Origin of the sequence: Streptomyces solicamelliae, assembly GCF_045348655.1 — a bacterium.
Classification (GTDB): Bacteria; Actinomycetota; Actinomycetes; order Streptomycetales; family Streptomycetaceae; genus Streptomyces; species Streptomyces solicamelliae.
On sequence record NZ_CP160404.1, the window covers coordinates 2,776,326 to 2,802,639 of the forward strand.

At 71.9% G+C, this 26,314-nt stretch carries 24 protein-coding genes and 1 pseudogene; 8 read left to right on the forward strand and 17 right to left on the reverse strand.

Translation table 11 applies throughout. From position 1 onward, the window contains the following. Positions 1-74: 74 nt before the first annotated feature. Positions 75-1,106, reverse strand: a complete 1,032-nt coding sequence (locus tag ABZO31_RS12735) for a glycosyltransferase family 2 protein (RefSeq protein WP_406861272.1) — start codon at positions 1,104-1,106, stop codon at positions 75-77. 218 nt (positions 1,107-1,324) lie between these two features. Here ABZO31_RS12735 and ABZO31_RS12740 point away from each other — a divergent pair, with 218 nt between their 5' ends. Then, entirely contained in the window at positions 1,325-2,689 is a 1,365-nt protein-coding gene (locus tag ABZO31_RS12740) for an LCP family protein (protein WP_406865333.1), read from the forward strand. A gap of 20 nt (positions 2,690-2,709) precedes the next feature. Here the strand turns inward: ABZO31_RS12740 and ABZO31_RS12745 are convergent, their stop codons facing one another. Beyond that, the gene (locus tag ABZO31_RS12745) at positions 2,710-3,243 is read right to left on the reverse strand and encodes an acyl-CoA thioesterase (protein WP_406861273.1); all 534 of its coding nucleotides are present in this window, start codon (positions 3,241-3,243) and stop codon (positions 2,710-2,712) included. 130 nt (positions 3,244-3,373) lie between these two features. Here ABZO31_RS12745 and ABZO31_RS12750 point away from each other — a divergent pair, with 130 nt between their 5' ends. Then, complete coding sequence (locus tag ABZO31_RS12750; protein ID WP_406861274.1) at positions 3,374-4,651, forward strand: LCP family protein; 1,278 nt, start codon at positions 3,374-3,376, stop codon at positions 4,649-4,651. Between the two features lie 64 nt (positions 4,652-4,715). Here the strand turns inward: ABZO31_RS12750 and ABZO31_RS12755 are convergent, their stop codons facing one another. Beyond that, on the reverse strand, positions 4,716-5,810 hold the full coding sequence (locus tag ABZO31_RS12755; protein WP_406861275.1) for a hypothetical protein: 1,095 nt from the start codon (positions 5,808-5,810) through the stop codon (positions 4,716-4,718). Continuing rightward, complete coding sequence (locus ABZO31_RS12760) at positions 5,810-6,967, reverse strand: acyl-CoA dehydrogenase family protein (protein WP_406861276.1); 1,158 nt, start codon at positions 6,965-6,967, stop codon at positions 5,810-5,812. The genes ABZO31_RS12755 and ABZO31_RS12760 overlap by 1 nt, the downstream gene beginning before the upstream one ends. Before the next feature lie 125 nt (positions 6,968-7,092). On the opposite strand from ABZO31_RS12760, the gene ABZO31_RS12765 reads away from it, so the two are divergent. Continuing rightward, positions 7,093-8,418, forward strand: a complete 1,326-nt coding sequence (locus tag ABZO31_RS12765; protein ID WP_406861277.1) for a UDP-glucose dehydrogenase family protein — start codon at positions 7,093-7,095, stop codon at positions 8,416-8,418. Positions 8,419-8,465: 47 nt separating this feature from the next. Here the strand turns inward: ABZO31_RS12765 and ABZO31_RS12770 are convergent, their stop codons facing one another. The 3 genes from ABZO31_RS12770 to ABZO31_RS12780 are packed head-to-tail and all read right to left on the reverse strand — an operon-like array spanning position 8,466 to position 11,303. After that, a complete protein-coding gene (locus ABZO31_RS12770; RefSeq protein WP_406861278.1) occupies positions 8,466-9,671 on the reverse strand; it encodes a dipeptidase in 1,206 nt (401 codons plus the stop codon). After that, a complete protein-coding gene (gene purE / locus ABZO31_RS12775; protein ID WP_406865334.1) occupies positions 9,668-10,165 on the reverse strand; it encodes a 5-(carboxyamino)imidazole ribonucleotide mutase in 498 nt (165 codons plus the stop codon). Before purE ends, ABZO31_RS12770 begins: the two co-directional genes overlap by 4 nt. A 19-nt stretch (positions 10,166-10,184) precedes the next feature. Then, entirely contained in the window at positions 10,185-11,303 is a 1,119-nt protein-coding gene (locus ABZO31_RS12780; RefSeq protein WP_406865335.1) for a 5-(carboxyamino)imidazole ribonucleotide synthase, read from the reverse strand. Positions 11,304-11,487: 184 nt separating this feature from the next. Here ABZO31_RS12780 and ABZO31_RS12785 point away from each other — a divergent pair, with 184 nt between their 5' ends. Then, positions 11,488-12,000, forward strand: coding sequence for a GtrA family protein (locus ABZO31_RS12785; protein ID WP_406861279.1), 513 nt, complete (start codon positions 11,488-11,490; stop codon positions 11,998-12,000). A gap of 29 nt (positions 12,001-12,029) precedes the next feature. Here ABZO31_RS12785 and ABZO31_RS12790 read toward each other — a convergent pair whose 3' ends face one another. Further along, a complete protein-coding gene (locus ABZO31_RS12790) occupies positions 12,030-13,298 on the reverse strand; it encodes an ATP-binding protein (protein WP_406861280.1) in 1,269 nt (422 codons plus the stop codon). Between the two features lie 13 nt (positions 13,299-13,311). Then, the gene (locus ABZO31_RS12795) at positions 13,312-13,989 is read right to left on the reverse strand and encodes a response regulator transcription factor (RefSeq protein ID WP_406861281.1); all 678 of its coding nucleotides are present in this window, start codon (positions 13,987-13,989) and stop codon (positions 13,312-13,314) included. A gap of 410 nt (positions 13,990-14,399) precedes the next feature. On the opposite strand from ABZO31_RS12795, the gene ABZO31_RS12800 reads away from it, so the two are divergent. Beyond that, positions 14,400-15,896 (forward strand): peptide MFS transporter, encoded by a 1,497-nt coding sequence (locus ABZO31_RS12800; protein WP_406861282.1) that lies wholly within the window; start codon positions 14,400-14,402, stop codon positions 15,894-15,896. Between the two features lie 72 nt (positions 15,897-15,968). On the opposite strand, the gene ABZO31_RS12805 is transcribed toward ABZO31_RS12800, so the two are convergent. The 6 genes from ABZO31_RS12805 to ABZO31_RS12830 all read right to left on the reverse strand — a co-directional run bounded on the left by ABZO31_RS12805 (position 15,969) and on the right by ABZO31_RS12830 (position 20,932). Beyond that, positions 15,969-17,264, reverse strand: a complete 1,296-nt coding sequence (locus ABZO31_RS12805) for a hypothetical protein (protein ID WP_406865336.1) — start codon at positions 17,262-17,264, stop codon at positions 15,969-15,971. Between the two features lie 14 nt (positions 17,265-17,278). Further along, entirely contained in the window at positions 17,279-18,280 is a 1,002-nt protein-coding gene (locus ABZO31_RS12810) for a hypothetical protein (protein WP_406861283.1), read from the reverse strand. Further along, a complete protein-coding gene (locus ABZO31_RS12815) occupies positions 18,277-19,131 on the reverse strand; it encodes a hypothetical protein (RefSeq protein WP_406861284.1) in 855 nt (284 codons plus the stop codon). Before ABZO31_RS12815 ends, ABZO31_RS12810 begins: the two co-directional genes overlap by 4 nt. Positions 19,132-19,145: 14 nt before the next feature. Continuing rightward, the gene (locus ABZO31_RS12820) at positions 19,146-19,820 is read right to left on the reverse strand and encodes a peptidase (protein WP_406861286.1); all 675 of its coding nucleotides are present in this window, start codon (positions 19,818-19,820) and stop codon (positions 19,146-19,148) included. A 195-nt stretch (positions 19,821-20,015) separates the two neighbouring features. Next, positions 20,016-20,456 carry an ATP-binding protein gene (locus tag ABZO31_RS12825; protein ID WP_406861287.1) on the reverse strand — a complete coding sequence of 147 codons (441 nt, stop codon included), beginning with the start codon at positions 20,454-20,456 and terminating at the stop codon, positions 20,016-20,018. A gap of 107 nt (positions 20,457-20,563) precedes the next feature. Continuing rightward, positions 20,564-20,932 (reverse strand): STAS domain-containing protein, encoded by a 369-nt coding sequence (locus ABZO31_RS12830; RefSeq protein ID WP_406861288.1) that lies wholly within the window; start codon positions 20,930-20,932, stop codon positions 20,564-20,566. Between the two features lie 212 nt (positions 20,933-21,144). Here ABZO31_RS12830 and ABZO31_RS12835 point away from each other — a divergent pair, with 212 nt between their 5' ends. The 3 genes and pseudogenes from ABZO31_RS12835 to ABZO31_RS12845 form a co-directional block, all read left to right on the forward strand. Further along, the gene (locus ABZO31_RS12835) at positions 21,145-22,044 is read left to right on the forward strand and encodes an RNA polymerase sigma factor SigF (RefSeq protein WP_406861289.1); all 900 of its coding nucleotides are present in this window, start codon (positions 21,145-21,147) and stop codon (positions 22,042-22,044) included. A 191-nt stretch (positions 22,045-22,235) separates the two neighbouring features. Then, a complete protein-coding gene (locus tag ABZO31_RS12840; protein ID WP_406865337.1) occupies positions 22,236-23,384 on the forward strand; it encodes a DegT/DnrJ/EryC1/StrS family aminotransferase in 1,149 nt (382 codons plus the stop codon). A 10-nt stretch (positions 23,385-23,394) separates the two neighbouring features. Beyond that, positions 23,395-24,738 (forward strand): annotated as a pseudogene (locus ABZO31_RS12845) (lipopolysaccharide biosynthesis protein); the annotation flags it as partial. 121 nt (positions 24,739-24,859) lie between these two features. On the opposite strand, the gene ABZO31_RS12850 reads toward ABZO31_RS12845, so the two are convergent. Both ABZO31_RS12850 and ABZO31_RS12855 read right to left on the reverse strand, forming a co-directional pair. Beyond that, the gene (locus ABZO31_RS12850; RefSeq protein WP_406861290.1) at positions 24,860-25,903 is read right to left on the reverse strand and encodes a glycosyl hydrolase; all 1,044 of its coding nucleotides are present in this window, start codon (positions 25,901-25,903) and stop codon (positions 24,860-24,862) included. Further along, the gene (locus ABZO31_RS12855) at positions 25,903-26,295 is read right to left on the reverse strand and encodes a hypothetical protein (protein ID WP_406861291.1); all 393 of its coding nucleotides are present in this window, start codon (positions 26,293-26,295) and stop codon (positions 25,903-25,905) included. Before ABZO31_RS12855 ends, ABZO31_RS12850 begins: the two co-directional genes overlap by 1 nt. Positions 26,296-26,314: the final 19 nt, after the last annotated feature.

Here is a 26,314-nt window from a genome sequence, read left to right on the forward strand (position 1 = left end):
GTCCCGGCACCGCCGACACGACGAGGCCGCCCGGTGCATGACGCACCGGGCGGCCCCTCGCTGGGCGACGTGTGTCAGACCTGCGCGGTCGTCACCGCCGGGCGGCGGCTGGCGATGACCTTCTTCGCCAGGGCGCGGGGGCTGGTGAGGAAGCCGAAGCCCCAGGACATGTGCATCGTGGCCAGCGCGACCGGGATCTGCAGCCGGGCCTTCAGCGGCAGGCCCTTGCCGGCCGGGACCGAGCCCGCGGTGATCGCGGCGAGGTAGCCGGCCGGGATCACGAAGCCGAGCGGGCTGAGCGTGACGCCCGCCACCAGGCCGGCCGCGATCGCGCAGACCGCCGTCGGCGGGGCCAGGTAGCGCAGGTTGATGGAGCCCTCGTGGTAGCGGGCCACCACGTGCCGCCAACGGCCGTAGTCCTTGTACTGCTTCGCCAGCGCGCGCACGCTCGGCCGCGGCCGGTACTGGACGCGCAACTCGGGCGAGAACCAGATCAGTCCGCCGGCCTCGCGGATCCGGAAGTTCAGCTCCCAGTCCTGGGCGCGGATGAACTCCACGTTGTAGCCGTCCTGCTGCTCCAGCGCCTCGCGGCGGAAGACGCCCAGGTACACCGTCTCGGCCGGGCCGGCCGCGCCTCCGGTGTGGAAGGCCGCGTTGCCCACGCCGATCTTCGACGTCATGGCGGCGGCGACGGCGTGCTCCCAGTCGTTCTCGCCCTCGGCGTGCATGATGCCGCCCACGTTCTGCGCGCCGGTCTCCTCCAGGAGCCGGACGGCGGTGGCGATGTAGTTCGGCGACAGCATGCCGTGACCGTCCACGCGCACCACGATCGGGTGGCGGGACGCCTTGATCGCCGCGTTGAGCGCGGCGGGCGTACGGCCCGTGGGGTTGGGGACGGTGTGGACCCGCGCGCGGTCATCGGATGCCGTTTCGGCAACGAGCTCGGCGGCGATCTCGTCGGTGCGGTCCGTGGACGGCCCGAGCGCGATCACCACCTCCATCTCGCCGTCGTACTCCTGCTCGAGGATGTGACGGACCGAGTTGCGCAGGTGCCGCTCCTCATTGAGGACCGGCATGATCACGGAGACGGGAGGCATGGCGTTCATCGTCGGCCACGTTACCGCGAATGGGGGACATGGTCGCGCGCCGCGGGGTCGGGGCCCGCTGCCGCTGATCGTATGGACCTACGGTTCTGTCGGTCTCCCTCAACCCACCGGAGGTGCCCCCGGTGCCCACACCGCCCCGCCCGCCCCGTCCCCGGCCGGCCGGCCGCCGTCCCGCCCCGGCCCGCCGCGTCAGACGGGAAGAGCGGCCCCGCTGGGGGATGCGGATGGCGACCACGCTCTCGGTGCTGGTGCTGGGGGCCGGCGGGATCGGGCACGCCCTGATGACGGGCCTGAACACCGGGATCGACCGGATCGACCCGTTCAAGGACATGAAGAACCGGCCGCAGGCCGGGCACGGGATGAACGTCCTGCTCGTCGGCACCGACGGACGGGAGAAGATCACCAAGGCGGAGAAGGAGAAGTACCGGCTCGGCGGCGCGCCCTGCAACTGCACCGACACCGTGATGCTGGTGCACCTTTCCGAGGACCGGGAGCGGGCCAGTGTGGTGAGCCTCCCCCGCGACTCGTACGCGGAGATGCCCGAGCACGTCGACGCGACCACCGGCCGGCGCCACGACGCGCACCCGGTGAAGCTGAACGCCGCGTACGCGGAGGGCGGGCCGGCGCTGACCGTGCGCACGGTCGAGAACATGACCGGGGTCAAGATCGACCACTATCTGGAGGTCGACTTCACCAGCTTCATGAAGACGGTCGACGCGGTCGGCGGGGTGGAGATCTGTACCGCGAAGCCGATGAAGGACACCTACACGGGCCTGGCCATGCCCGCGGGCCGGCACCGGCTGAGCGGCGGGCAGGCGCTGCAGTACGTGCGCTCCCGGCACGTCGACGGGGCGGCGGACCTGGGGCGGATGCAGCGCCAGCAGCGGTTCCTCGCGGCGCTGATCCACCGGATCACCGGCAACGGGGTGCTGCTGAACCCGGTGCGGTTCCGGGAGGTCGCCACGACCGTGCTCGGCTCGGTCCGGGCCGACCAGGGCTTCGGGGCGGACCGGATGCTGGACCTCGCCAAGGCGATGCGGGGCTTCGGGCCGGCCTCGTCGGAGTTCGTCTCGGTACCGGTGGGGGATGTGAGCTTCCCGGTGAAGGGGATCGGCTCCACGGTGAAGTGGGACGCGAAGAAGGCCCGCAAGCTGTTCCTGGCGCTGCGCGAGGACAAACCGCTCGCCCCGCACCGCGGGCCGGCGGTGCGGCGGGTCGTGGTGGACGTGGCGCCGCGGGAGATCCGGGTGCAGGTCTACAACGGGACCCGCACGGCCGGTCTCGGCCGCAAGGTCGACGCGGCGCTGCGGGGCACGGGCTTCGACACCACGGGCGCGCCGCTGAACAGCACGGGGCCGGTGGTGCGGCGCACCCTCGTCACGTACGACCCGCGCTGGGACCGCTCGGCGAAGTCCCTGGCGGCGGCGCTGCCGGGGGCGGAGCTGCGAGCGGTGGCGGGGCAGGGGCGGACGATGCGGGTGACCGCCGGGGCGGACTATCGGGGGGTCACCCCGGTGCGGCCGGAGTCGACGCACTCCGGGGAGTTCGACGCGGTCACCGGGGACCAGGTGGTGTGCGGGTAAGGGGGCCGGGGCCCCGCCGGTCAGTCGTCGTAGCCCTCGGCCGCGCGGCGCTCGCGGAGTTCCTTGATGGCTCGGCGGCGGGCCAGGCGGTGGGTGCGGCGGATCTGGGCCTCCTGGTAGCGGCGCTTGTCCCGTTCGGTCTCCGGGACCACCGGCGGCACCGGGCGCGGCTTGCCGTCCGCGTCGACGGCGGCGAACACCAGGTACGCGGAGCCCACCTGCTGGGCCGGCGTGGACTCGTTCCAGCGCTCGGCGAGGACCCGGACGCCGACCTCCATCGAGGACCGTCCGGTCCAGTTGACCTGTGCCTTCACATGCACCAGGTCACCGACGCGGACCGGCTCCAGGAAGACCATCTCGTCCATGGAGGCGGTCACGGCCGGGCCGCCGGAGTGACGGCCGGCGACGGCCCCGGCGGCGTCGTCCACCAGCTTCATGATCACGCCGCCGTGCACCGTCCCCAGGAGGTTGGTGTCGTGGCTGGTCATGATGTGGCTGAGCGTGGTCCGCGACGCGGAGGTGGGCTTGCCCGGGATATCGCCCTGATCTGTCATGCCGTCCACCTTATGCCGAGCTTGCCGGGTGCTTCGGCTGGGTCACCTTTGCATCAGCTTGGCAACAGGCCCGGTGCGATTGTCCACCCGGCCTGTCGGCGCCACGGGGGCGAACGGCACACTGTTCGGCATGAGCGACTGGCAAGGCGGATACGGCCACGGCAACGCAGGCGACGAGCCCGATGGCCCGCGTGTGATGCGTCACGTGCGCGCGCAGCGGCAGCGCCCGCCCGTGCCGCCGCAGCAGCCCGGGTACGGCCAGGGCGGCCAGGGACACAACCAGAACTACACCCACGCGCAGGGCACCGGGTACGACTCCGGGTACAACACCGGTCAGGTCTACGGCGGCCCCCAGGGCGGCGGCCGCGGCACCGTCCCGCCGCCGCGCGACCCGTACTACGACGACGACGGCTACGGCCCCGCCGCCCCGGACTGGCGCCGGCGGATCAAGGTCGGCTCGATCGTGCTGCTCGTCGTGCTGCTGGCGTGGGCGGGCGGCACGTACGCCTGGGCCAGCTCCAAGCTGCGCGGCGAGGTCGACCTCGCCAAGGTCATCGAGCGCCCCGAGGAGGGCGACTGCACCACGTACCTGATCGTCGGCTCGGACAGCCGCGAGGGCATGTCCGCCGAGGAGAAGAAGAAGCTCCACACCGGCTCCGCCGAGGGCAAGCGGACCGACTCGATGATGATCCTCGCCGCCTGCTCCAGCGGGAACACGATGGTCTCGCTGCCGCGTGACTCGTGGGTGACGATCCCCTCCTTCGTCGGCTCCGAGTCCGGCAAGACGTACAAGGCCCGCGGCGGCTCCAAGCTGAACGCGGCGTACGCGATGGACGGCCCCGAGCTGCTGGTGCGCACCGTGGAGTTCAACACCGGGCTGCGCATCGACCACTACGCGGAGATCGGCTTCGCCGGCTTCGCGAACATCGTCGACGCCCTCGGCGGTGTCGAGATGAACATCGAGAAGGGCTTCAAGGACAAGAACTCCGGCGCGAACTTCCAGGCCGGCACCCAGACCCTCACCGGCGAGCAGGCGCTGGCGTTCGTCCGTACCCGCTACGCCTTCGCGGAGTCGGACCTGGCGCGTACGAAGAACCAGCAGAAGTTCCTGTCCGCGCTGGCCAACCAGGCGGCGACGCCGGGCACGATCATCAACCCGTTCAAGCTGTACCCGACGCTGGGCGCGGGCCTGGACACGCTGATCGTGGACAAGGACATGTCGCTGTACGACCTGGGGAAGATGTTCTTCGCCATGAAGGGCATCAGCGGCGGCACCGGCAAGTCCATGAACATCCCGATCTCCGGCAGCGCGCCGCAGGGTTCGCTGAAGTGGGACATGCCGAAGGTGAAGCAGCTGGTCAGCCAGATCCAGAACGACGAGCCGGTGACGGTCACGTCGAACCGCTGACCTCCCGTCACGGAGACGAAAGGGCCCGCCGGGCGCTCGCATCGAGCGCCCGGCGGGCCCTTTCTCAGCGGATTCCCTCGATCCGGTTCCGCAGCTCCGGACGGAGCGAGGTGTCCGCAGCGAGGCGGGCCAGCACTTCGCGGGTGTACGGCACGTCGTCCAGGTAACTCAGCATCGACACCGCTTCCTCCGCGGCGGCGTCCCGCTCCACGAACCGCCGGGCGAGGTCCATCGCCCACGGCGTGAGGAACGGGTTCCACTCGTACTCGAGCTGCCCGGTCCGTTCGAGGGCCGCGCCCGCGAACAGCGCCCGGATCCGGGTGAGCTGCCGCTCGGCGAAGTCCTCGGCGGCAACGTCCAGCCCGAGCCGTGCGCACTCGCTCCGCAGCTCGGCGATCCGCTCGCGCGTGACCAGCCTGGGATGCGGCATCAGGTGGCGCCGCACGAGCTCGACGTCGAACCACTGCGGGCGCTCGGAGTAGTCGACCTCCTCGCCCTCGTCGTCGTAGGTCCAGTCGGCCGGCGGCTCCTGCCGCTCCAGGCGCTCGGCGGGCAGCAGCGCCTCGAGCACCCGGCGAAGGAGGTCGACGGTCTCCCGCGAATCCGTCTCCGGCCAGGCGACGCCGCCGTGCGCGGCGGCGGGCAGGTCCCGCACCACCTCCGGCAGCAGCGGCTCCTCGCCCGCGACGGACTCACGGGCCCGGGCGTCGTAGTCGGGCCGGCGCAGCCAGACCAGCCACTCGCGCGCCCAGGCCCGGTCGTACGGGAGCACCGACGGGTCCTGCACAAGCCGCTGCAGGGCCGCTTCGCCGTCCGGGCGGCCGAGCGTGTGCAGGAAGTTCACGGCCTCGTGCGCCAGGAAGCCGGTACGGACACAGCGCTCGGCCAGGTCCACCGCCTCGGCCCGCTCGGCGGACCGCAGTCCGCCGCCTTGCACGTGCTTCTGCAGACGCCACCACGCCTGGTACGTGGCCGAGGACAGCCGCTCCCTTGCCCGCCGCCTCTCGAACCTCGGCCGGCACTCTTCCGGGAGCGGCAGCTGTGGTCCCTTCAGGAACCGCTCGTACAGGTCGTGCAGCTCGTCCGTCCACCCGTACCAGTGCGGCGGCAGGACGGCGAGCGCCTCCGCCACCGCGTCCAGGTCCGCGCGTTCGCTCATCAGGGCAGGTTGCGGGCCATGACGATGCGCTGGACCTGGTTGGTGCCCTCGTAGATCTGGGTGATCTTGGCGTCGCGCATCATGCGCTCGACGGGGTAGTCGCGGGTGTAGCCGTAGCCGCCGAGGAGCTGGACGGCGTCGGTGGTGACCTCCATGGCGACGTCGGAGGCGTAGCACTTGGCGGCGGCGCCGAAGAAGGTGAGGTCGCCGTCGACGCGCTCGGACTTGGCCGCGGCGGCGTAGGTGAGCTGGCGGGCGGCCTCGAGCTTCATGGCCATGTCGGCGAGCATGAACTGCACGCCCTGGAAGTCCGCGATCGGCTTGCCGAACTGCTTGCGCTCCTTGACGTAGCCCTTGGCGTAGTCCAGGGCGCCCTGCGCGATGCCGAGGGCCTGCGCGGCGATGGTGACGCGGGTGTGGTCGAGGGTCTTCATGGCGGTGGCGAAGCCGGTGCCCTCGGCGCCGATCATGCGGTCGGCGGGGATGCGGACGTTGTCGAGGTAGACCTCGCGGGTCGGGGAGCCCTTGATGCCGAGCTTCTTCTCCGGGGCGCCGAAGGAGACGCCCTCGTCGCCCTTCTCCACCACGAACGCGGAGATGCCCTTGGAGCGCTTCTCGGGATCGGTGACGGCCATGACCGTGTAGTACTCGGAGACGCCGGCGTTGGTGATCCAGCGCTTCACGCCGTTCAGCACCCAGTAGTCGCCGTCACGCACCGCGCGGGTCTTCATGCCCGCCGCGTCCGAACCGGCGTCCGGCTCGGACAGGCAGTACGAGAACATCGCGTCGCCCTTGGCGAGCGGGGCGAGGTACTTGTGCTTGAGCTCCTCGGAGCCGGAGAGGATCACCGGGAGGGAGCCGAGCTTGTTCACGGCGGGGATCAGGGAGGAGCTTCCGCAGGCTCGGGCGACCTCCTCGATCACGATCACCGTGGCGAGGGCGTCGGCGCCGGCGCCGCCGTAGGTCTCGGGGACGTGGACCGCGTGCAGGTCGGCCGCGACCAGCGCGTCCAGGGCCTCCTGCGGGAACCGGCCCTCCTCGTCCACGGCCGCGGCGAACGGAGCGATCTTCGCCTCCGCGAGCGAACGGACCGTCTCGCGGAGCATGTCGTGCTCCTCCGAGGGCCGGTACAGGTCGAAATCAGCGGAACCAGACACGTGCAGTCACTCCCACGTTGCTAACTACCGTTAAGTAACCCAAATGGTAGGGCGTGGGGAGGCCGCGGGCCAGGGCCCGACTATGCTCGGGCAGGCATTCCGCCCGACGTCACTGGAGTCTCCGCATGGCCCTCAAGATCACCGTGATCGGCACCGGCTACCTCGGCGCCACCCACGCAGCGGCGATGGCGGAACTGGGCTTCGAGGTGCTCGGGCTCGACGTCGTGCCCGAGAAGATCGAACTGCTGTCGACGGGCCGGGTCCCGATGTACGAACCCGGTCTGGAGGAGCTGCTGGCGAAGCACGTCGCCGGGATCGAGGGCTCCAGCGGCCGGCTGCGCTTCACGACCTCCTGGGAGGAGATCGGCGCGTTCGGCGACGTCCACTTCGTGTGCGTGAACACTCCGCAGAAGCACGGCGAGTACGCCTGCGACATGTCGTACGTGGACGCCGCCTTCGCCTCGCTCGCCCCGGTGGCACGCGAGGGCGCGCTGGTCGTCGGCAAGTCGACGGTGCCGGTGGGCTCCGCGGAGCGGCTCTCGGCGCTGCTGCCGGAGGGCGTGGAGCTGGCCTGGAACCCGGAGTTCCTGCGCGAGGGCTTCGCCGTGGACGACACGCTGCACCCGGACCGGGTCGTGGTCGGCGTCCGCAGCGAGCGCGCGGAGAAGCTGCTGCGCGAGGTGTACGCGGTGCCGCTCGCGGAGGGCACGCCCTTCGTGGTGACGGACTACCCGACGGCGGAGCTGGTGAAGGCCTCGGCGAACTCCTTCCTCGCCACCAAGATCTCCTTCATCAACGCGATGGCCGAGGTCTGCGAGGCGGCCGGCGGCGACGTGGCGAAGCTCGCGGAGGCGATCGGGTACGACGAGCGGATCGGCGCGAAGTTCCTGCGGGCCGGTATCGGCTTCGGCGGCGGCTGTCTGCCGAAGGACATCCGGGCGTTCATGGCGCGCGCCGGCGAGCTGGGCGCGGACCAGGCGCTGACGTTCCTGCGGGAGATCGACTCGATCAACATGCGGCGCCGCGGCCAGATGGTCGAGATGGCGCGCGAGGCGGTCGGCGGCGGCTCGTTCCTCGGCAAGCGGGTGGCGGTACTGGGCGCGACCTTCAAGCCGGACTCGGACGACGTCCGCGACTCGCCGGCGCTGAACGTGGCGGGCCAGATCCAGCTGCAGGGCGGCCAGGTGACGGTGTACGACCCGAAGGGCATGGAGAACGCGCGCCGTCTGTTCCCGACCCTGGTGTACGCGGACTCGGCGCTGGACGCGGTGCGCGGCGCGGACGTGGTGCTGCACCTGACGGAGTGGCGCGAGTTCCGTGAGCTGTCGCCGGAGGAGCTCGGCGCGGTGGCGTCGTCCCGCGTCGTCCTCGACGGCCGCAACGCGCTGGACCCGGAGCGCTGGCGCGAGGCGGGCTGGACGTACCGCGCGATGGGCCGCCCGGCGGCCTGACGCAAGGGGCCGGGGGCCCGCCCCGCGCGGGGCGGGCCCCCGGTCTCTCAGACCCCGTCCAGCTGCTCGATCGTCGCGATCGACGGGCCGCGGCGGGACTGGACGTCCCGTGCCACCGACTCCGCGTCGCGCAGGACGCGGACCGCGTTGCCCCAGGTCAGTTTGGACAGGTCCGGCTTCGACCAGCCGCGGCGGAGCAGCTCGGCGATCAGGTTCGGGTAGCCGGCGACGTCGGAGAGGCCGTCCGGGGTGAACGCCGTGCCGTCGAAGTCACCGCCGATACCGATGTGGTCGACGCCCGCCGCCTCGCGCATGTGGTCGAGGTGGTCGGCGACCGTCGCCACGGTCGCCACCGGGCGCGGACGCGCCTCCTCGAACGCCGCGTGGAGCTTCATCGCCTCGGGCGTGGTGTCGAGGTGGTGCAGCCCGTGCGCCCGCAGGTTCTCGTCCGCGGCGGCCGTCCACTCCATCGCCGCCGGGAGCACGAACTTGGGGACGAAGGTGGCCATGGCCACTCCCCCGTTGGCGGGCAGCGCCTCCAGGACGTCGTCCGGGATGTTCCGCGGGTGGTCGCAGACCGCACGCGCCGAGGAGTGCGAGAACAGCACCGGCGCCTCGGTCGTCGCCAGCGCGTCCCGCATCGTCGTCGCGGCCACGTGCGAGAGGTCGACCAGCATGCCCAGCCGGTTCATCTCGCGGACCACCTCGCGGCCGAAGGCCGACAGGCCGCCGACGCCCGGCTCGTCCGTCGCCGAGTCCGCCCAGGCGATGTTGTCGTTGTGGGTGAGCGTCATGTACCGCACGCCCAGCGCGTACAGCGCCCGCAGCGTGGCGAGGGAGCTGTTGATCGAGTGGCCGCCCTCGGCGCCCTTCAGCGAGGCGATCCGGCCGGCCGCGCGGGCCGTCTCCATGTCGTCCGCGGTCCGCGCCGGCGCGAGGTCGGCGGCGTACCGGACGAGGAGCCGGTCGACCAGGTCGATCTGCTCCAGCGTCGCGCTGACCGCCCCGTCCCCCGCCAGGTCGGAGCGCACGTACACCGACCAGAACTGCGCCCCGACCCCGCCGGCCCTCAGCCGCCCGAGGTCGGTGTGCAGCCGGCCGGCCTGGTCCCGGGCGATGTCCATCCGGTCCAGGTCGTAGCGGACGTGCTCGCGCAGCGCCCACGGCAGGTCGTTGTGGCCGTCGGCCACGGGGTGCGCGGCGAGCAGCTCCCGCGCCTCGTCCAGGTACGCCGCCGAGCCGCCCGCCGTCACTTCGCGAAGCCGAACGACGTGGAGCCCTCGACCTTGGCCCGCAGCCGCTTGCCCTTCTCCGTCGCCTGGTCGTTGAGCTCCTGCTGGAACTCCTTCATCCGGGCGAGGAGGTCCGCGTCGTGCGCGGCGAGGATCCGGGCGGCGAGCAGGCCCGCGTTGCGCGCGCCGGCGACCGACACGGTCGCGACCGGCACGCCGGCCGGCATCTGCACGATGGAGAGCAGCGAGTCCATGCCGTCGAGGTACTTCAGCGGCACCGGGACGCCGATCACCGGCAGCGGGGTGACGGAGGCGAGCATGCCCGGCAGGTGGGCGGCGCCGCCGGCGCCCGCGATGATCGCCTTCAGGCCGCGGCCGTCCGCGTCCTCCCCGTACGCGATCATCTCGCGCGGCATCCGGTGCGCCGACAGGACGTTGACCTCGTACGGGATCTCGAACTCGTCCAGAGCCTGCGCCGCGGCCTCCATGACGGTCCAGTCGGAGTCGGACCCCATGGCGATGCCAATGAGCGGATTACTCAACGATCGTTCCTCGCAGATAGCCGGCGGCGTGACGCGCGCGCTCCAGCACGTCGTCCAGGTCGTCGCCGTAGGTGTTGACGTGCCCCACCTTGCGGCCGGGCTTCACGTCCTTGCCATACATGTGGATCTTGAGCTGCGGGTCCCGGGCCATGCAGTGCAGGTAGGCCGTGTACATGTCCGGGTAGTCGCCGCCGAGGACATTGCACATGACCGTCCACGTCGCGCGCGGGCGGGGGTCGCCCAGCGGCAGGTCGAGGACGGCCCGGACGTGGTTGGCGAACTGCGAGGTGATCGCGCCGTCCTGGGTCCAGTGGCCGGAGTTGTGCGGCCGCATGGCGAGTTCGTTGACGAGGATCCGACCGTCGGTGGTCTCGAACAGCTCCACCGCCAGGTGGCCGACGACGCCGAGCTCCCGGCCGATCCGCAGCGCCAGCTCCTGCGCCTGGCCCGACAGCTCCTCGGAGAGGCCGGGGGCGGGGGCGATGACGGTGTCGCAGACGCCGTCGACCTGCTGGGACTCGACCACCGGGTAGGCGACGGCCTGGCCGTGCGGGGAGCGGACGATGTTGGCCGCCAGCTCGCGGACGTACTCGACCTTCTCCTCGGCGAGCACCGCGACACCCGCGAGGAACGGGTCGCGGGCGTCCTCCTCGGAGCGGACGAACCACACGCCCTTGCCGTCGTATCCGCCGCGCACGGTCTTCAGGATGATCGGGAAGCCGCCCACCTCGGCGGCGAACGCGGCCGCGTCGGCCGGGTCGGCCACGATGCGGTGCCGCGGGCTGGGCGCGCCGATCTCGTCCAGCTTGGCGCGCATCACCCCCTTGTCCTGGGCGTGCACCAGGGCGTCGAGCCCGGGGCGGACGACGACACCGTCCGCCTCCAGGGTCTTCAGGTGCTCCGCGGGCACGTGCTCGTGATCGAAGGTGATCACGTCGCAGCCGCGCGCGAAGTCACGCAGCGTGTCCAGGTCGCGATAGTCGCCGATGACGACCTCGCTGACCACCTGGGCCGCCGAGTCCTGGGGAGTGTCACTGAGGAGCTTGAACTTGATGCCGAGGGGGATGCCTGCCTCGTGTGTCATACGAGCGAGCTGACCGCCGCCGACCATGCCGACTACCGGGAACGTCACCCTCTTAGGGTATCCGCCGAGCCGGTGTACCCCGTCACCCTGTGGTTTACGACAGCCCGGGCGGGCACGTGCGGGTGATTGCGGTGTCCCCGGGCGGTCACCCGTGCGGCTCGTTAGCATGGCTGGGTTGACGAAACCGAACGGACGGGGCTGAGCGATCACCATGAGTGAACGAAGCGCACTGCGGGTGCGGCTCGACCGGCTCACCCGCGAGTTCGCGAAGTTCGGCGCGGTGGGCGGTGTCGGGCTCCTGGTGGACCTCGGCGTCTTCAACCTCGTACGCCACTTCACGGACCTGCCCGTGGTCAGGGCGAGCATCATCGCCACCGTCGTGGCGATCGCCTTCAACTACGTCGGCTTCCGGTACTTCACCTACCGGGACCGCGACAAGAGCCGGCGGGCCCGCGAGGTCACGCTGTTCTTCGTGTTCAGCGCCGTCGGCCTGGTGATCCAGAACGGGATCCTGTTCGTGGCGACGTACGGCTTCGGCTGGGACACCCCGCTGCAGAGCAACTTCTTCAAGTTCTTCGGCATCGGCGTCGCGACGCTGTTCCGCTTCTGGTCGTACCGGACGTGGGTCTTCCGGGCGCTGCCGGAGCCCGTCGCCGTGGCGGAATCGTTCCTGGAGAAAGCTCCGAAGCAGGCGGTGCGCCCGCAGCCCGACAGAGTCGGCTGAGACGTCTCCTGCCCGTCGCGCCCGGTCCCTCAGCGGACCGGGCGCTCGCGTTCCCGGGCACGGCCGCGGACCTCGCGGCTGAGGAACAGGGCGAAGACCGGCGGATGCTCCTTGAGCAGCTCCAGACGGCCGCCGTCGGCCTCCGCGAGGTCGCGGGCGACGGCCAGGCCGATGCCGGTGGAGCTGCGGCCGCTGACGGCCCGCTCGAAGATCCGCGCGCCGAGGTCGGCGGGGACGCCGGGGCCCTCGTCGGTGACCTCGATCACGGACTGGTTGCCGGTGACCCGGGTGCGCAGGGCGACGGTGCCGCCGCCGTGCATGAGCGAGTTCTCGATGAGCGCGGCGAGGACCTGGGCGACCGCGCCGGGGGTGCCGACGGCCCGCATGCCCTGCTTGCCGGAGTGCACCAGGGCGCGGCCGGCGCTGCGGTAGGCCGGCATCCACTCCTCGATCTGCTGCTTGATGACCTCGTCCAGGTCGAAGGCGACGGCGGAGCCGGTCCGCGGGTCGCGGGAGTTGGTGAGCAGCCGCTGGACGACGTCGGTGAGCCGCTCGACCTGGGTGAGGGCGATCGTCGCCTCCTCCTTGACGGTGTCGAGATCGTCGGCGAGCGCCACCTCCTCCAGGCGCATGGACAGCGCGGTGAGCGGGGTGCGCAGCTGGTGGGAGGCGTCGGCGGCGAGCCGCCGCTCGGCCGTGAGCATCCGGGCGATCCGCTCGGCGGATCCGTCGAGCACGTCGGCGACCCGGTCGAGCTCGGGGACTCCGTACCGCTTGTGGCGGGGGCGCGGGTCGCCGGAGCCGAGCCGTTCGGCGGTCTCGGCGAGGTCGGTGAGCGGGGAGGTGAGCCGGTTGGCCTGGCGTACGGCGAGGCCGACGGCGGCCAGGGCGGCGAGCAGGGCGACCGCACAGATGATCAGCAGGGTGCGGCCGACCTCGGAGGTGATGGTGGACCGGGACACCTCGACGGTGACGGTCTCGCCGCGTTCGCCGGTCGCGGTGCCGCGGATGACGCTGCCCTGGGGGCGCTCGCCGATCTCCATGGGCGGGCGGCCGGGGATCTCGATGAGCGCGTACCGCTTGGCGCCGCTCTGCTCGGCGAGGATGTCCGGGTTGACCGGCTCCCCGCCGAAGAGGCGGCTGTCGACGATGGAGACCAGGCGCAGCGCCTCGACGTCCACGGACTCCTGGGCGGCGGCGGAGATGGTGCGGGCCTCGACGATGACGAGGGAGACCCCGAAGACGCCGATGACGACGAGCACCACGGCCAGGGTGGAGTTGATCAGCCTGCGGCGCACGGCGTGGAGGTCCTCAGCTCTTCTCGAAGCGGAAGCCGACGCCGCGGACGGTGGCGATGTAGCGGGGGTTGGCCGCGTCGTCGCCGAGCTTCTTGCGGAGCCAGGAGATGTGCATGTCGAGGGTCTTGGTGGAGGACCACCAGGTGGTGTCCCAGACCTCGCGCATCAGCTGGTCGCGGGTGACGACCCGGCCGGCGTCGCGGACGAGGACCCGCAGCAGGTCGAACTCCTTGGCGGTGAGCTGGAGCTCTTCGTCACCCATCCAGGCGCGGTGCGACTCGACGTCGATGCGGACGCCGTGGGTGGACGGCGGGGCGGCGGGCTCGGTGGCGCCGCGGCGGAGCAGGGCCCGGACGCGGGCGAGCAGCTCGGCGAGCCGGAAGGGCTTGGTGACGTAGTCGTCGGCGCCGGCGTCGAGCCCGACGACGGTGTCGACCTCGTCGGCGCGGGCGGTGAGGACCAGGATCGGCACGGTGTGGCCCTCGGAGCGGAGCCGCCGGGCGACCTCGAGGCCGTCCATGCCGGGCAGGCCCAGGTCGAGGACGACCAGGTCGACGCCGCCCTGGAGCCCGGCGTCGAGCGCGGTCGGCCCGTCCTCGCGCACCTCGACCTCGTACCCCTCTCTCCGCAGGGCGCGCGCCAGCGGTTCCGAGATGGATGCGTCGTCCTCGGCGAGCAGTACACGGGTCATGGGGTGATGGTAGTCCGCGCACGAGTCCCCCCGGAGGGTGATCGCGAGCGCCTGCGAGTCAGGCAGTACATCAAGCAGATGACCTTCGAAAGGCCATCGTTGGTTCCTATGTCACCTGTGATCCATGTCTCAAGTCCTAGCAATTGCGGCACTCTCGTGTCGTATGGTGGCGGAACGTCTACACCTCTGACGATGGGACCTTTGGCCACACACCCCGCCAAGGGTCTCTTTCCTGCCCAAGACGGCACTGCCGGCTCGGGCAGGTGCGAATGACCTGTGGGCCGGGTCCCGTGGCGCGTGAGTGTCCGGGGCGTGGATCCCGGAGGGCGACCCGTCGCCCGCCGGTGCCGGCCTCCCCCACCGGGCGTCTGTGCTCACCAGGCACGCGTCCCGACAGAGCAAGGATCGACATGGCGTCCAGCCTGACGACTTCTCCCGGAACCTCGGGTTCCGAGAAGACGTTCCTCGGCCACCCGATGGGCCTGGCCTTCCTCTTCATGACCGAGATGTGGGAGCGCTACAGCTTCTACGGCATGCGAGCCCTGCTCGTGCTCTACCTGGCCACGAACGTGGCCGACGGTGGACTCGGCATGAACGACGCGACGGCCGTCGCGATCTACTCCGTCTACAACGCGATGGTCTACCTGCTCGCCCTGCCGGGCGGCTGGCTGGGCGACCGCGTGTGGGGCGCTCGCAAGGCCGTGGCCGTCGCCGGTGTGGTCATCATGGCCGGTCACTTCCTGCTGGCCGTGCCCGCGCAGGCGTCCTTCTTCATCGGTCTGGCGCTGATCGCGGCCGGTTCGGGTGTCCTGAAGGCCAACATCTCGACGATGGTCGGCCACCTGTACTCGGACAAGAACGACCCGCGGCGTGACGGCGGCTTCACGATCTTCTACATGGGCATCAACCTGGGTGCCTTCGTCGCCCCGCTGACGATCGGCTGGGTCGGCCAGCAGGTCAACTGGCACCTGGGCTTCGCCATGGCCGGTGTCGGCATGGCGCTCGGCCTGATCTTCTACTTCATCGGCTTCCGCTTCCTGAACGCGGAGTCGAGCAGGGTCCCGTCGCCGCTGGACGCCGCCGAGCGCTCCGTGCTCGTCAAGAAGGCCCTGATCTGGCTCGGCGTCGCCGGCGCGGCGTACGCGATCATCGGTCTGGCCGGTCTGTTCACCATCGACTGGGCGCTGTGGCCGCTGACGATCCTGGGCCTGGTGCTGCCGGCCTGGTACCTGCTCCGCATCAAGCGGGACAAGGACCTGACGCCGGTCGAGCAGGGCCGGATGTCCGGCTACATCTGGTTCTTCGTCGCCGCGGCCGTGTTCTGGGCCATCTACGACCAGACCGGCTCGACGCTGTCGCTGTTCGCGAAGGACGACACGCAGTCGACGCTCTTCGGCTTCAGCTTCCCCGAGAGCTGGTTCCAGTCGCTGAACCCGCTGTTCGTGATGGCGCTGGCGCCGCTGTTCGCCATGATGTGGGTGGCGCTGTTCAAGCGCGACAAGGAGCCCAGCACGCTCTCGAAGTTCGCGGGTGCGCTGGTCCTCATCGGCGGTTCCTTCGGCGTGATGATGATCGCCCAGGGCATGGCCGCCGGGGACGCGAAGGTCTCCCCGATGTGGCTGGTCAGCGTCTACTTCATCCAGACCGTGGGTGAGCTGTGCCTCTCCCCCGTCGGCCTGTCGCTGACGACGAAGCTCGCCCCCGCGAAGTACGCCTCGCAGATGATGGGCGTCTGGTTCCTCGCCGTGACGGCGGGCGACTCGGTCATCGCCCTCCTCCAGCTGATCGGCGCCCCCACGGACACCCAGGCCTGGTTCGCCAGCCAGGGCGTCCTGGCCGCGGTCGCCGGCGTCGCGATCTTCATGTACCGCAAGAAGGTCAAGGCCCTCATGGGCGGCGTGCACTGACGGCGCTCCCCGTACGGCCGGAGGGCCGCCGCACCGGATTCGGTGCGGCGGCCCTCCGCCTTTGGTGCGGGGTCACCTGCGCAGGCGGGCCCACGGTGTGAAGGTGAAGACGGCGCCGCCGAGGAGGATGACGGTGCCGGCGACTAGGGCCAGGGCGCGGAGGGCGCCTTCGTCCTCAGCGCCGGTGTCCGCCAGGCCGCCGCCGGAGCCGCCGCCTGCCGTCGCGTCGCCGCCGCCCGCCGCGCCGCCCGGCTGCTGGGTGGTGTCCAGTTCCAGGGACGCCTGGACCGATCCCTTGACCTGGCAGGGGATCACGATCGGGGAGCCGCCCAGGTTCACGGTGATCGTCAGGGTGCCGGGGCTGAGCGTCGACTTGCCCGTGGCGCCGGGCTTGTACGTGCCCTTCATGTCCGGCAGGTCGACCGGCTTGCCCTGCTCCAGCGGGGCGGAGTTCGCCGGGCCCTCGACCTTCACGGTGCCGCTGTCCGAGCCGCCCAGTTTCACGGCCATCGACGGCTTCAGCGCGCCCGCCGGGAGCGGCGCGGGGCTGTCCATGACGCCCTTGGCCGTCCTGACGGTGAGGTCGTAGCCGCCGCCGTTCCTCTTGGCGTTGATCGTGACCTTGGACGTGATGTTCGCCGGGCCCGGGGACTGGCAGGCGAACTGGACCGCGACCTCCTTGCCGGGGAAGTCGGACTGGCCCCCGCCGCCACCGCCGCCACCGCCCGATGTGGTCGACGCGTTGCCTCCGCCGGACGTCGTCGACGCGTTGCCTCCGCCCGACGTCGTCGTCGAATTGCCGCCCGTCGTCGTGGTGCCTCCGGAGTCCGTGCCCCCTCCGCCGTCCGTGACCTTGATCGTCGCGCCGACCGCCGGTGTCTCCTTCGGGGAGCACTTCGTGTCCGTCGACATCGGCTTGGAGACGTTGATGTTGTACTTGTCCGGCGTCAGCGTGATCTCGCCGGCCTTCTCCAGCTTCAGCTTGCCCTTCATGTCCGGCAGGATCATCGGGCTGTTCTTCGGGATCGGCGGGTTCTGCCGCGGCCCCTCCATGGTGAGCGTGCCGCTCGCCGCGCCGCCGACCTTGATCACACCGGTCGGTTTGACGGTGTCCTTCTCCAGGTCGAGGACGTCGGGGTTCTTGGAGGCGGCCTCGACCGTCTTCCACACCACCTCGACCTCGTCGCCGACCTTCGCCTCCGCCGGTGCCGTGATCTGCACCTTCGTCGTCCCCTGCACCGGCGGCATGCCGGAGATCGCCGGCGGTATGCACTCGGTCTTGAACGAGACCTCGGCGGCCTGTGCGGGGGCGGCGGCCAGCAGGATCCCCGCGCCGCCGAGCATCAGCGCGACTCCCGCCGCGCTCACCCTCCGTTGCGTGCTCACGAATGTCCCTTCGTCGTGGGTCGGTTCTCTGACGGTGCGGAGTCCGGGGTGAACCACGGCAGCGCCGCCGCCGTGGGTTCGGGGGGAGTGACCTTCGTCGTACTGCGGTGCCGCGCCGTGTGCGTCCGCTGCGCCGGGCGCCATCGGTCCACCAGCGCCATGCCCGCACGGAACAGCGCCGTCGGGACGACCACCGCGAGCAGCGCCCAGAAGACGACCACGCCCCACGGCCGGCCGACCCCCCACGGCTGCTCGACCAGCACCTGGTCGCCGTACTTCACGGTCACCCGGTAGTCGCCGTGTGCGCCGGCGGACAGTTCGACCGGCAGCTCGACCAGCGCCTTGCGGCCCGGTTCGACCGTGCCGCGCCACTGGCGTTCCTCGTACTGCGGGGCGAACACGCCGTGCGCGGTGCCGACCTGGAAGACCGGGTCCTTGACCGGTCCGGTGCCCAGATTGCCCACGGTGAAGACGACCCGCCGCTGCGCCGGGGCGCCGAACCAGACGAGGAGGCCGCTCGATCCTTCGAGCCGTACCGAGGCGAGGACCGCGAGCCGGCCGCCGCCGGTCTGCGCGGGCAGCGGGGCGGTGGGGTGTCCGGCGACGGTGAACGCCACGTCCACCGCGGCCTGTTCGCCGCCGGTGACGACGGCGACGTGCACCACGCAGGGGCAGGGGACGGGCGGTTCGGACACCGGCAGCTTCTGGCTGAACGCGCCCTTCGCGTCGGCGGTGGCGGCCCGCCCGTCGGCGTTGGCGCAGGAGTTGGTACCGCCGATCAGGCCCTTCGCCGGCGTGGACGTGCCGCAGATCAGCAGCATCAGCAGCGCGCCGGGCCGCCAGCCGGTGCCGCTGACGGTGAGCTCGCCGCCCTTGCCGGCCTCCTGCTGAGAGAGCGTGACCTTCGGGGCCGGGGCCGCCGTGGCAGCCGTCGGCGGGACGCACAGGAGCAGAACCGCCAGTGCCAGCAGGAGGCCGCCCAGCCGTGCTCGTGTCATCGGACTCCTCCCGCCACCGACGGCGTCAACAGCTGCTCCTCGTACGGGGGTTCAGCCGGGGTACGGCGTCTGCGCAGCGCCCGCGACGCCCGCCACGCCACGGCCGCCGTCGCGAGCAGCGCCCCGCCGAGCACACCGAGCGCCCCCGCCGAGGCGAAGCGGGCGTCGGCGCGGGCCGTCGCCCCGGCCCCGCCGTCGGCGGTGACCCGCAGCCGTACGGTGACCGCGTCGAGGGCGGGCCGGTCGGGCCAGGGCTCGGTGAGGGTGCGCCGCTCGCCGGGGCGCAGGGTCAGCGGCAGCGCCCGGGCGGGGCGGTCGAGGACGGTGCCGAGGACGCCGTCGGCGCGTACCGAGAGCCGGGGCGCGAGCACGGTGTTGCCGCGGTTGACCAGCGTGTAGTGCACGGTTCCCGCGTGGTCGACGCGGACCCGCTCCATGGTGAGCGCGGCGAGCCGGGGGCCGCTGACCCGCAGGTGGACGCGGACCCGGACCTCGCGGCCCGCGGCGCCGACGACGACCGCGCCGGTCCGCTCGCCGGGCGCGGCGTCGGCCGGGACGGTCACCGCGAAGGGGACGTCGGCGCGGGTACGGGCCGGGACGGTGATCCCGCGCGCGGCGGGGGCGAAGGCGAAGGCCCCGTCCCCCGTACCGGAGATCCGTACCGTCACCGGCCGGGCACCGGAGTTGGTGACCGACACGGTGTCCTGCAGGACGCTGCCCGCCGCGCCCTCCAGGTAGACGTACGGCCGTCCGGCGGCCGGCCCCGCCGTCCATGCCGCCGGCCCGGCGTCCGCCACCGCGGCGGGGGCGGATGCGGCGAGGCAGAGCAGCGCGGCGGCGGGTGCGGCCACGTCCCGCGCCCGCATCAGCGCGCCGTGCGCCGGGTGAGCCAGAGCACGCCGGCCGCACCGGTCAGCAGCACCGTGCCGCCGAGGGTGCCCAGGGCCATGGCGGAGTCCAGCGGCCCGGTCTTCGGGAGTTCGCCGCCACCGCCACCACCGCCGGAGTCCGGGGCTCCGCCGGCCGCGGCCGTGACGTCCAGTTCCAGCGAGGGCCTGGGGTTGTTCTTCGGCGTGCAGGTGGCGGCGTCCATCCCCAGGGCGTGGACGATCAGCGTGCCGGCCGTGAAGGTGACCTTGCCGGTCTTCTTCGGCGTGTACGTGCCCGTCAACTTGCCGATCTTGATGGGGGTGTTGGGGGGAATCTTCTCGGAGTTCGGTACGCCCGTGACCTTCACGGTGCCGCTGTCCGCTCCGCCGAGGACCAGCTCGGCGCGCGGCTTCATGACGCCCTTGGGCAGTTCGATGGGGCTGTCGGAGACGCCCTTGTCGAAGGACATGGTGACCGTGTAGCCGTCGCCGCTCTTGACGGCGGTGACGTCGACGGGCGACACGGCGCTCTTCGGGCCGATCTTCGTCTGGCAGGCGTAGTTCACGTCGACCACGTCGGCGTGCGCGGCGGAGGCGCCCGCAAGCACCGCCGGACCCGCCAGCGCCGCGGCCAGTGCCGCGGCCGCGGCCGTCCTCTTCCGGTTGGACACTTCGGGCACCCCTCACGCCGGGCTCGCACCGCCGAAGTTACTGACGGCACATCAGATTGGGCGCTCAAGGTACGCCCGGGGCCTGATGGAGGGAAGACAAAGTGCGCGCCGTATTGACGCGCTCCCCAACAACTCCACAAGCACCGGGCGCCGTTCGCACACGGGCCCCGCACACAAGACCCAGGGGCCGGCGGCTCAGGCCGGTGCGGCGAGCTCCGCCCACACCGTCTTGCCGGGCGCCCCGGGCACCCGCTCCACGCCCCAGTCGAGGCAGAGCCGCTGGACGATGAACATGCCGTGCCCGCCGGGCCGGCCTGCCCGGTGCGGGGTGCGCGGCGCGGGATGCCCCGCGCCCCGGTCGGCGACCTCCAGCCGCAGCACCTTCTCGCGGCGGAACATCCGGAGCCACTCGGGGCCCTCGGCGTGCAGACAGGCGTTGGTGACCAGCTCGGAGACCACGAGGAGGACGTCCTCGGCGGCGGCCCGGCGGTCGGCGGACGGGGCGGGCAGCCAGCCCCATTCGTGCAGTACCTGCCGCGCGAAGTCCCGGGCGAGCGGTACGACGCCGGGGGCGTCGCCGAGGGCGAGCGTGCGCACCTCAAGGGCGACGTCGCCGGCACCCGCAGCAGTGTCCATCAGCGCTTCACCTCACCGATTCACCCATTGACAGGACCAAGACCAAGACCAGAGCCAGGACAGCGGGGGCTCTCCTGCCCCGCCGTGTCACGACAACACCCGCTTTCTCAGTCGGCGAGTGCCGCCTCCAGCGAATCGTGGACGGTGAAGACCGCGTCCGCGCCGGTGATCTCGAAGACCCGGGCGACCGCCGGCAGCATCCCGGAGAGATGGACGCCACCCCCTGCGGCCTCGGCTTTCAGCCGGGCGCCGAGGAGCACGTTGAGTCCGGTGGAGTCGCAGAAATCGAGCGCCGAGCAGTCGACCACGAGGCGCGAGCGACCCCCGCCGAGGGCGTCTTCGAGTGGCGTACGCAACAAATCGGCGGTGTGGTGATCGAGCTCACCCACCGGCTTCACGATCTCGCTGACACCCCGCGTCCGTGCCTCGACCCGAAGCCGGGCCGATCGTGCGTGGCCCAAGGTCTGGCGGTCCATACCCGTGCCTCTTCTCGCTCTCCGGATGCCGGTTGACGCTCGCAAGAACCATACAAGTCGGGGGCTTCGATGGACACCCGGACTCCACCACGAACCAACCTCAAACGGACATTTGGGACTTGCCATAGCCCCCTGCGAGCCGGTAGGGCTTGTAGGGAACATCCGAACACGGCCGGCTTTGGAGGCGCCGCAAACCGCAGCAGAAGCATCAGATGGAGGAGACCATGTCACCCCGGCTCGACGCCTCGCGTTCCCCCCACGCGCCGTCGACGACTCCCACCGCCCCCGCGGATCTCGCGGAGCTCACCGAGAACGAGCTCGCCGAGATCCCGCCGTTCGAGCAGATCGACCCGCTCGACGCGCGCGCACTGTCGAAGACCCTCTTCGCCCGGCTCGAAGCGCTCGAAGAGGGCACTCACGAGTACGCCTACGTCCGCAACACCCTCGTCGAACTCAACCTCGCCCTGGTCAAGTTCGCCGCCTCCCGGTTCCGCACCCGCAGCGAGCCCATGGAGGACATCGTCCAGGTCGGCACCATCGGCCTGATCAAGGCCATCGACCGCTTCGACCTCAGCCGCGGCGTCGAGTTCCCGACGTTCGCGATGCCGACCATCATCGGCGAGATCAAGCGCTTCTTCCGTGACACCTCCTGGTCCGTCCGCGTCCCGCGCCGGCTCCAGGAACTCCGCCTCGACCTGGCCCGGGCCGGCGACGAACTCGCCCAGCGGCTCGACCGCGCGCCCACCGTCGAGGAACTGGCCACCGAACTGGACCTCTCCCACGAGGAGGTCGTCGAGGGCATGGCGGCGAGCAACGCGTACACCGCGAGCTCGCTCGACGCCCAGCCGGACGAGGACGAGACCGAGGGCACCCTCGCCGACCGCATCGGCTACGAGGACCACGGCCTCGAGGGCATCGAGTACGTCGAGTCCCTCAAGCCGATGATCGCGGCGCTGCCCGCCCGCGACCGGAAGATCCTGTCGCTGCGCTTCACCGCCGGCATGACGCAGTCCGAGATCGGCGAGGAACTGGGCATCTCGCAGATGCACGTCTCACGCCTGCTCGCCCGCACCCTCGGCCGGCTGCGGAAGGGCCTGACCCTGGAGGAGTGAGCGGCCCCGCGGCCGCGGACATCCGCGCGGGAGTCCCTCGGGGAGTCCCGCGGGATCCCCCTTCCGTCGCCCGCTCTTCACCGGACGGGCCCCTTCGCGTTATTGACGGGGCCGTCCGGAATGGGCGACATTGAGCCCGGGGTTCAGGGGGGAATTTCATGGTTTCTGCGTACGCGGAGCTGGAAAGCCTGATGCACGACCGGCTCGGCAGGGAGTGCCTCTACGTGCCGTCCTGCCGGCTCGGGCTCTACCTGGCGCTGCGCCACTGGTGCGAGCCCGGCGGCCGGGTGCTGATGTCCCCGGTCAACGACGACGTCATCTTCTTCGTGGTGCTCGCCGCCGGGCTCAGACCCGTGCAGGCGCCGCTGGACCCGCGGGACGGCTCGATCGACCTGGCCGCCGTACCCGAGGAGGTCTGGCGGGGCCTGTCCGCCGTCGTCACCACCAACCTGTACGGCAACCCCGACCCGGCACCCGAACTCCGCGCCCGCTGCGACGCGTTGAACATCCCGCTGATCGAGGACGCGGCGCACGCCATCGGCTCGGCCGTCGGCGGGCGGCCGGTCGGCTCGTACGGCGAGGCCGCCGTGTTCAGCCTCTCCAAGCACACCGGCGCGAAGACCGGCGGCTTCCTCGCCGTCGCCGACCCGGCCGTACGCGGCGAACTCGTCGCCGCCCGCGACGCGTTGCTCGCCCCGTACCGCGCGACCGCCGAACTCGCCTACCTGTTACGCCCGTACGCGGAAGCCACCGTGCGCGGACTTCGCCTCGTCGGCGCGGCGCACGCGGTCCTGCGGCGGCTCGGCATGGAGGAGCGCGAGGAGATCCGGATGCCGCTGCGGGCCGACGAGCTGAAGCAGGCGCTCGCCGACGCGCCCCGGCTCACGCCCTTCCACTCCTGGGTCCGGGTCGACATGCACGACTACCGGCTGCGGCCGGGCCGGGCGCGGCTGCGCCGGACGACGGCCAGGCTCGGCCGCCTCGACACGGTCCTTGCCGCCTGCCGCGCGGGGACGGAGCTGCTCTCCCGCAGCGAGTACGGGGGTGACGGCTCCGACCAGCCGCTGTTCCGCTTCCCGCTGCTCGTCGCCGACCGCGACGCCGCGATCGCCGCGCTGGCGGCCCGCCGGATCACCACCGGTTACCTGTACGACCCGCCGCTCGACGCGTACGCGCCCGGCTTCACCGAGCCGTCCGCCGCGCCCGGGGGCGCGGCCTGGTTCGCCCGCCACGCGCTCCCCGTCGACCCGCGCCGCGCCCCGGAGGTCCTCGCCGTGCTGCGCACCGCGGGCGCCGAGCCGGTACGGCCGCCGCGCTGCGGGAGCAGGCGCGGTGTCTGAGGCGGTAAGACTGCGCCGGACGGACGCGCCCGCTGCCGCGCCGCTCGAAGAGCCGGGGAACTCGCTCTTCCGCAACGCCTACGCCCTGATGCTGTCGACGGGCGTCTCCGCCGCCCTCGGCCTCGGCTTCTGGCTGGTCGCCGCGCGCCACTACAGCGAGGAGGCCGTCGGGCAGGGCTCCGCGGCCATCGCGGCGCAGCGGCTGCTCGCCTCGATCACCGCGACCACGATGATCGGCGCGGTGGTGCGGTACGTGCCCCGGGCCGGCCGGGCCACCGGCCCGCTGGTCGGCCGGATCTACCTGGTCAGCTCCGTCGTCGTGGCCCTGGCCTGCGGGGTCTTCCTGCTGACGCTGGACTGGTGGGGCCCTTCGTACGCGCCGCTGGGCAGCGTCTCCGCCGGGCTGTTCTTCACCGCCTCCTGCGTCGGCTGGGCGTTGCTCACCCTCCAGGACGGGGTGCTGACGGGTCTGCGCCGGGCGTTCTGGGTGCCGGTCGGCAACGCGGGGTTCTCGCTGGGCAAGCTGCTGCTGCTGGTCGCCCTGGCGGGCACGATGCCGGTGCTCGGTGTGTTCGTGTCCTGGTCGGCGGCGATCGCACTGTCCGTGCTGCCGCTGGGCTGGCTGGTGTTCCGCCGGCTCATCCCCCGGCAGGCGGCCTCCGACCGCGACCGCGAGCCGCCCACGACGCGGGAGATCGGGCGCTTCATGGCCGGGGACTCGGTCGGGGCGCTGTTCAGCCTGGCGATGATCAACCTGCTGCCGGTGATGGTCGCGGTGCGGCTCGACGCGGCGCACAACGCCTTCTTCTACACGGCGTACACGGTCGGCGGCACGATGGAGTTCATGGCCATCAACATGGCCTCCTCGCTCACCGCGCACGCCTCCCACAGCCCGGAGAGCCTGGCCGCGGGGGTGCGGGGGGCGCTGCGGCGGATGGCGCTGCTGCTCGTGCCCGTCGTCGCCGTGCTGATCGTCTTCGCGCCGTACATCCTCGCGCCGTTCGGGCCGGACTACGCGGAGCACGGCACGACCGTGCTGCGGCTGCTGGCGGCGGCGGCGCTGCCGCGGGTCGCGGTCGAGCTGTACATCGGGGTGCTGCGGGTCCAGGGCCGTACGGGGATGCTCGCCGTGCTGCAGGGCATGATGTGCGTCCTCGTGCTCGGCAGCGCGGCGGCGCTGCTGGGCCCCGTGGGGATCTCCGGGGCGGGGCTCGGTGTCCTCTGCTCGATGACCCTGGTGGCCGTGGCGTGCGCGCCGGGGCTGCGGGGGGCCCTGGCGGGCCGGAGCGGTGCGCGGGTGGGCTCGCCGCCGGAGTACGGCACGGAGTGGGCCCGCCGGGCCGCAGCGGCTCGCGCGGTTCCCCGCGGGCCTCGCGGGGGCGACGGCCGGTAGGTCGACCGCGGCGCCGTCGTGGCTGCTCGCGCCCACGCGGCGAAGCCGCACATCGACACAGACCCGCGCCCCTGACGGGGCGCTAGCGTTTCGGCACCGGCTGGTGGAAGTAGTCCGCTTTCCCCGCCTCCCTGTAGCCCTCCAGGCCCGGGCCCGCGTTCACCGTCAGGTCGCAGCCGGGGCCGGGGACCGGGCGGTTCCAGTGGACCAGGGCGCGCAGGGACGGGAGTTCCGGGGCCGCCTGCGGGATCTTCGCGTACCAGTCGCGGTGCCGTTCCGGGCGGGCCGGGTCCGGGGCCGTGGCGAACTCCGCGGCCATGAGGGGCTTGCGGGAGGAGATCTCCCTGCGCAGCCACTCGTACGACGGGCGCTGGCTCTGCTCGAAGTCCAGCCAGTTCGGGGACTTGTGGCAGAGGTAGTAGTTGTACTGGTCCATGCCGATCCAGTCGACGTACGCGTCCCCGGGGTACAGCCGCTTCATCGCGTCCGCGTGCCCCAGGTAGCCGGAGACCGTCCACACCCACACCACGTTCGTCACGCCCAGCTCGCGGAACCGGTCGTGGATGTGGCGGTACGCCGCGACGTACTCCTCCGGGGTGCCCGCGCCCTCCTTGATGCGGAAGTCGGTCTCCTGGTCGAAGGAGAAGAAGACCCGCTTGCCGTACGCCTTGAGCCGGCGGGCCTGCGGGTCGACGAGGGTCTCGTCGTACTTCCCCGACGCGATGTTCTTCCAGCCCAGCTGCGTCTCCGTCCAGTTCGCGTGGTGCGGTTCCTTCCACACCGTGGACTCCCAGGCCAGCATCAGCAGCCGGTCGCGGCCCAGCTCCCGCTCGTCGGGGGTCAGCAGCTCGCCGTCGAGCGGCTTCCCGGACATGTCGTGGTACGTGTACACGAGGTCGAGGCGGCGGCCGAGCTTCTTCTCGAAGGCGTACACCGGCGCGGTCAGCGAGCCGTTCGCGTCGTACGGGACGTACGCGCCCCACCAGGCGCCGCAGCGCGGCACGAGGTGCTCGTCGGGGGCGCAGCGGTCCTCGTCGTCCTCCCGGCCGACGGCCACCAGCGCGGCGGCCACGACGGCGAGGACGACGCTCAGCAGCAGGGCCGTGCGGGCGTGGCGTCCGGACATCAACTGCCCCCGGCCGCACCGCGCGTGGCGGCGGGCAGCGGAAGGCCGGGCAGCGCTGCCACGACCGTGGTGAACGCGGCCAGGACCGCCAGGAACACGGTCGTGGACCAGCCCTCGGCCAGGAACAGCGCGGTCGCGGTGAGCGTGGCCAACGACAGGCTGACCGGCGCGGCGAGCGCCACCGCCTCCAGGCGGGCGCCGGGCCGCAGTCGGCCCGGCTGCGGGTGCAGCAGCGCCAGGCCGGGGCCGAAGGTCACGAAGACGAGCACCGGCAGCCAGCGCACCGGGGAGCCGCCGGGCAGCGCGGTCGCGCCGAGCGCCGCCCAGCCGGAGACGGCGAGGAGCAGTCTGGGCGCGAGCGAGCCGGCGGACGGAGCGGTCTGGACTGCCATGGCGACGACCTCCTGGAGG

Coding starts and splice junctions, on each gene's coding strand:
- ABZO31_RS12745 (WP_406861273.1), bottom strand. CDS start 3,243: ATGACAGATCAGGGCGATATCCCGGGCAAGCCCACCTCCGCGTCGCGG.
- ABZO31_RS12800 (WP_406861282.1), top strand. CDS start 14,400: ATGGCGTCCAGCCTGACGACTTCTCCCGGAACCTCGGGTTCCGAGAAG.
- ABZO31_RS12855 (WP_406861291.1), bottom strand. CDS start 26,295: ATGGCAGTCCAGACCGCTCCGTCCGCCGGCTCGCTCGCGCCCAGACTG.
- ABZO31_RS12835 (WP_406861289.1), top strand. CDS start 21,145: ATGGAGGAGACCATGTCACCCCGGCTCGACGCCTCGCGTTCCCCCCAC.
- ABZO31_RS12750 (WP_406861274.1), top strand. CDS start 3,374: ATGAGCGACTGGCAAGGCGGATACGGCCACGGCAACGCAGGCGACGAG.
- ABZO31_RS12810 (WP_406861283.1), bottom strand. CDS start 18,280: ATGACACGAGCACGGCTGGGCGGCCTCCTGCTGGCACTGGCGGTTCTG.
- ABZO31_RS12830 (WP_406861288.1), bottom strand. CDS start 20,932: ATGGACCGCCAGACCTTGGGCCACGCACGATCGGCCCGGCTTCGGGTC.
- ABZO31_RS12840 (WP_406865337.1), top strand. CDS start 22,236: ATGCACGACCGGCTCGGCAGGGAGTGCCTCTACGTGCCGTCCTGCCGG.
- ABZO31_RS12740 (WP_406865333.1), top strand. CDS start 1,325: ATGCGGATGGCGACCACGCTCTCGGTGCTGGTGCTGGGGGCCGGCGGG.
- ABZO31_RS12825 (WP_406861287.1), bottom strand. CDS start 20,456: ATGGACACTGCTGCGGGTGCCGGCGACGTCGCCCTTGAGGTGCGCACG.
- ABZO31_RS12735 (WP_406861272.1), bottom strand. CDS start 1,106: ATGAACGCCATGCCTCCCGTCTCCGTGATCATGCCGGTCCTCAATGAG.
- ABZO31_RS12780 (WP_406865335.1), bottom strand. CDS start 11,303: ATGGTCGGCGGCGGTCAGCTCGCTCGTATGACACACGAGGCAGGCATC.
- ABZO31_RS12765 (WP_406861277.1), top strand. CDS start 7,093: ATGGCCCTCAAGATCACCGTGATCGGCACCGGCTACCTCGGCGCCACC.
- ABZO31_RS12850 (WP_406861290.1), bottom strand. CDS start 25,903: ATGTCCGGACGCCACGCCCGCACGGCCCTGCTGCTGAGCGTCGTCCTC.
- ABZO31_RS12755 (WP_406861275.1), bottom strand. CDS start 5,810: ATGAGCGAACGCGCGGACCTGGACGCGGTGGCGGAGGCGCTCGCCGTC.
- purE (WP_406865334.1), bottom strand. CDS start 10,165: ATGGGGTCCGACTCCGACTGGACCGTCATGGAGGCCGCGGCGCAGGCT.
- ABZO31_RS12785 (WP_406861279.1), top strand. CDS start 11,488: ATGAGTGAACGAAGCGCACTGCGGGTGCGGCTCGACCGGCTCACCCGC.
- ABZO31_RS12795 (WP_406861281.1), bottom strand. CDS start 13,989: ATGACCCGTGTACTGCTCGCCGAGGACGACGCATCCATCTCGGAACCG.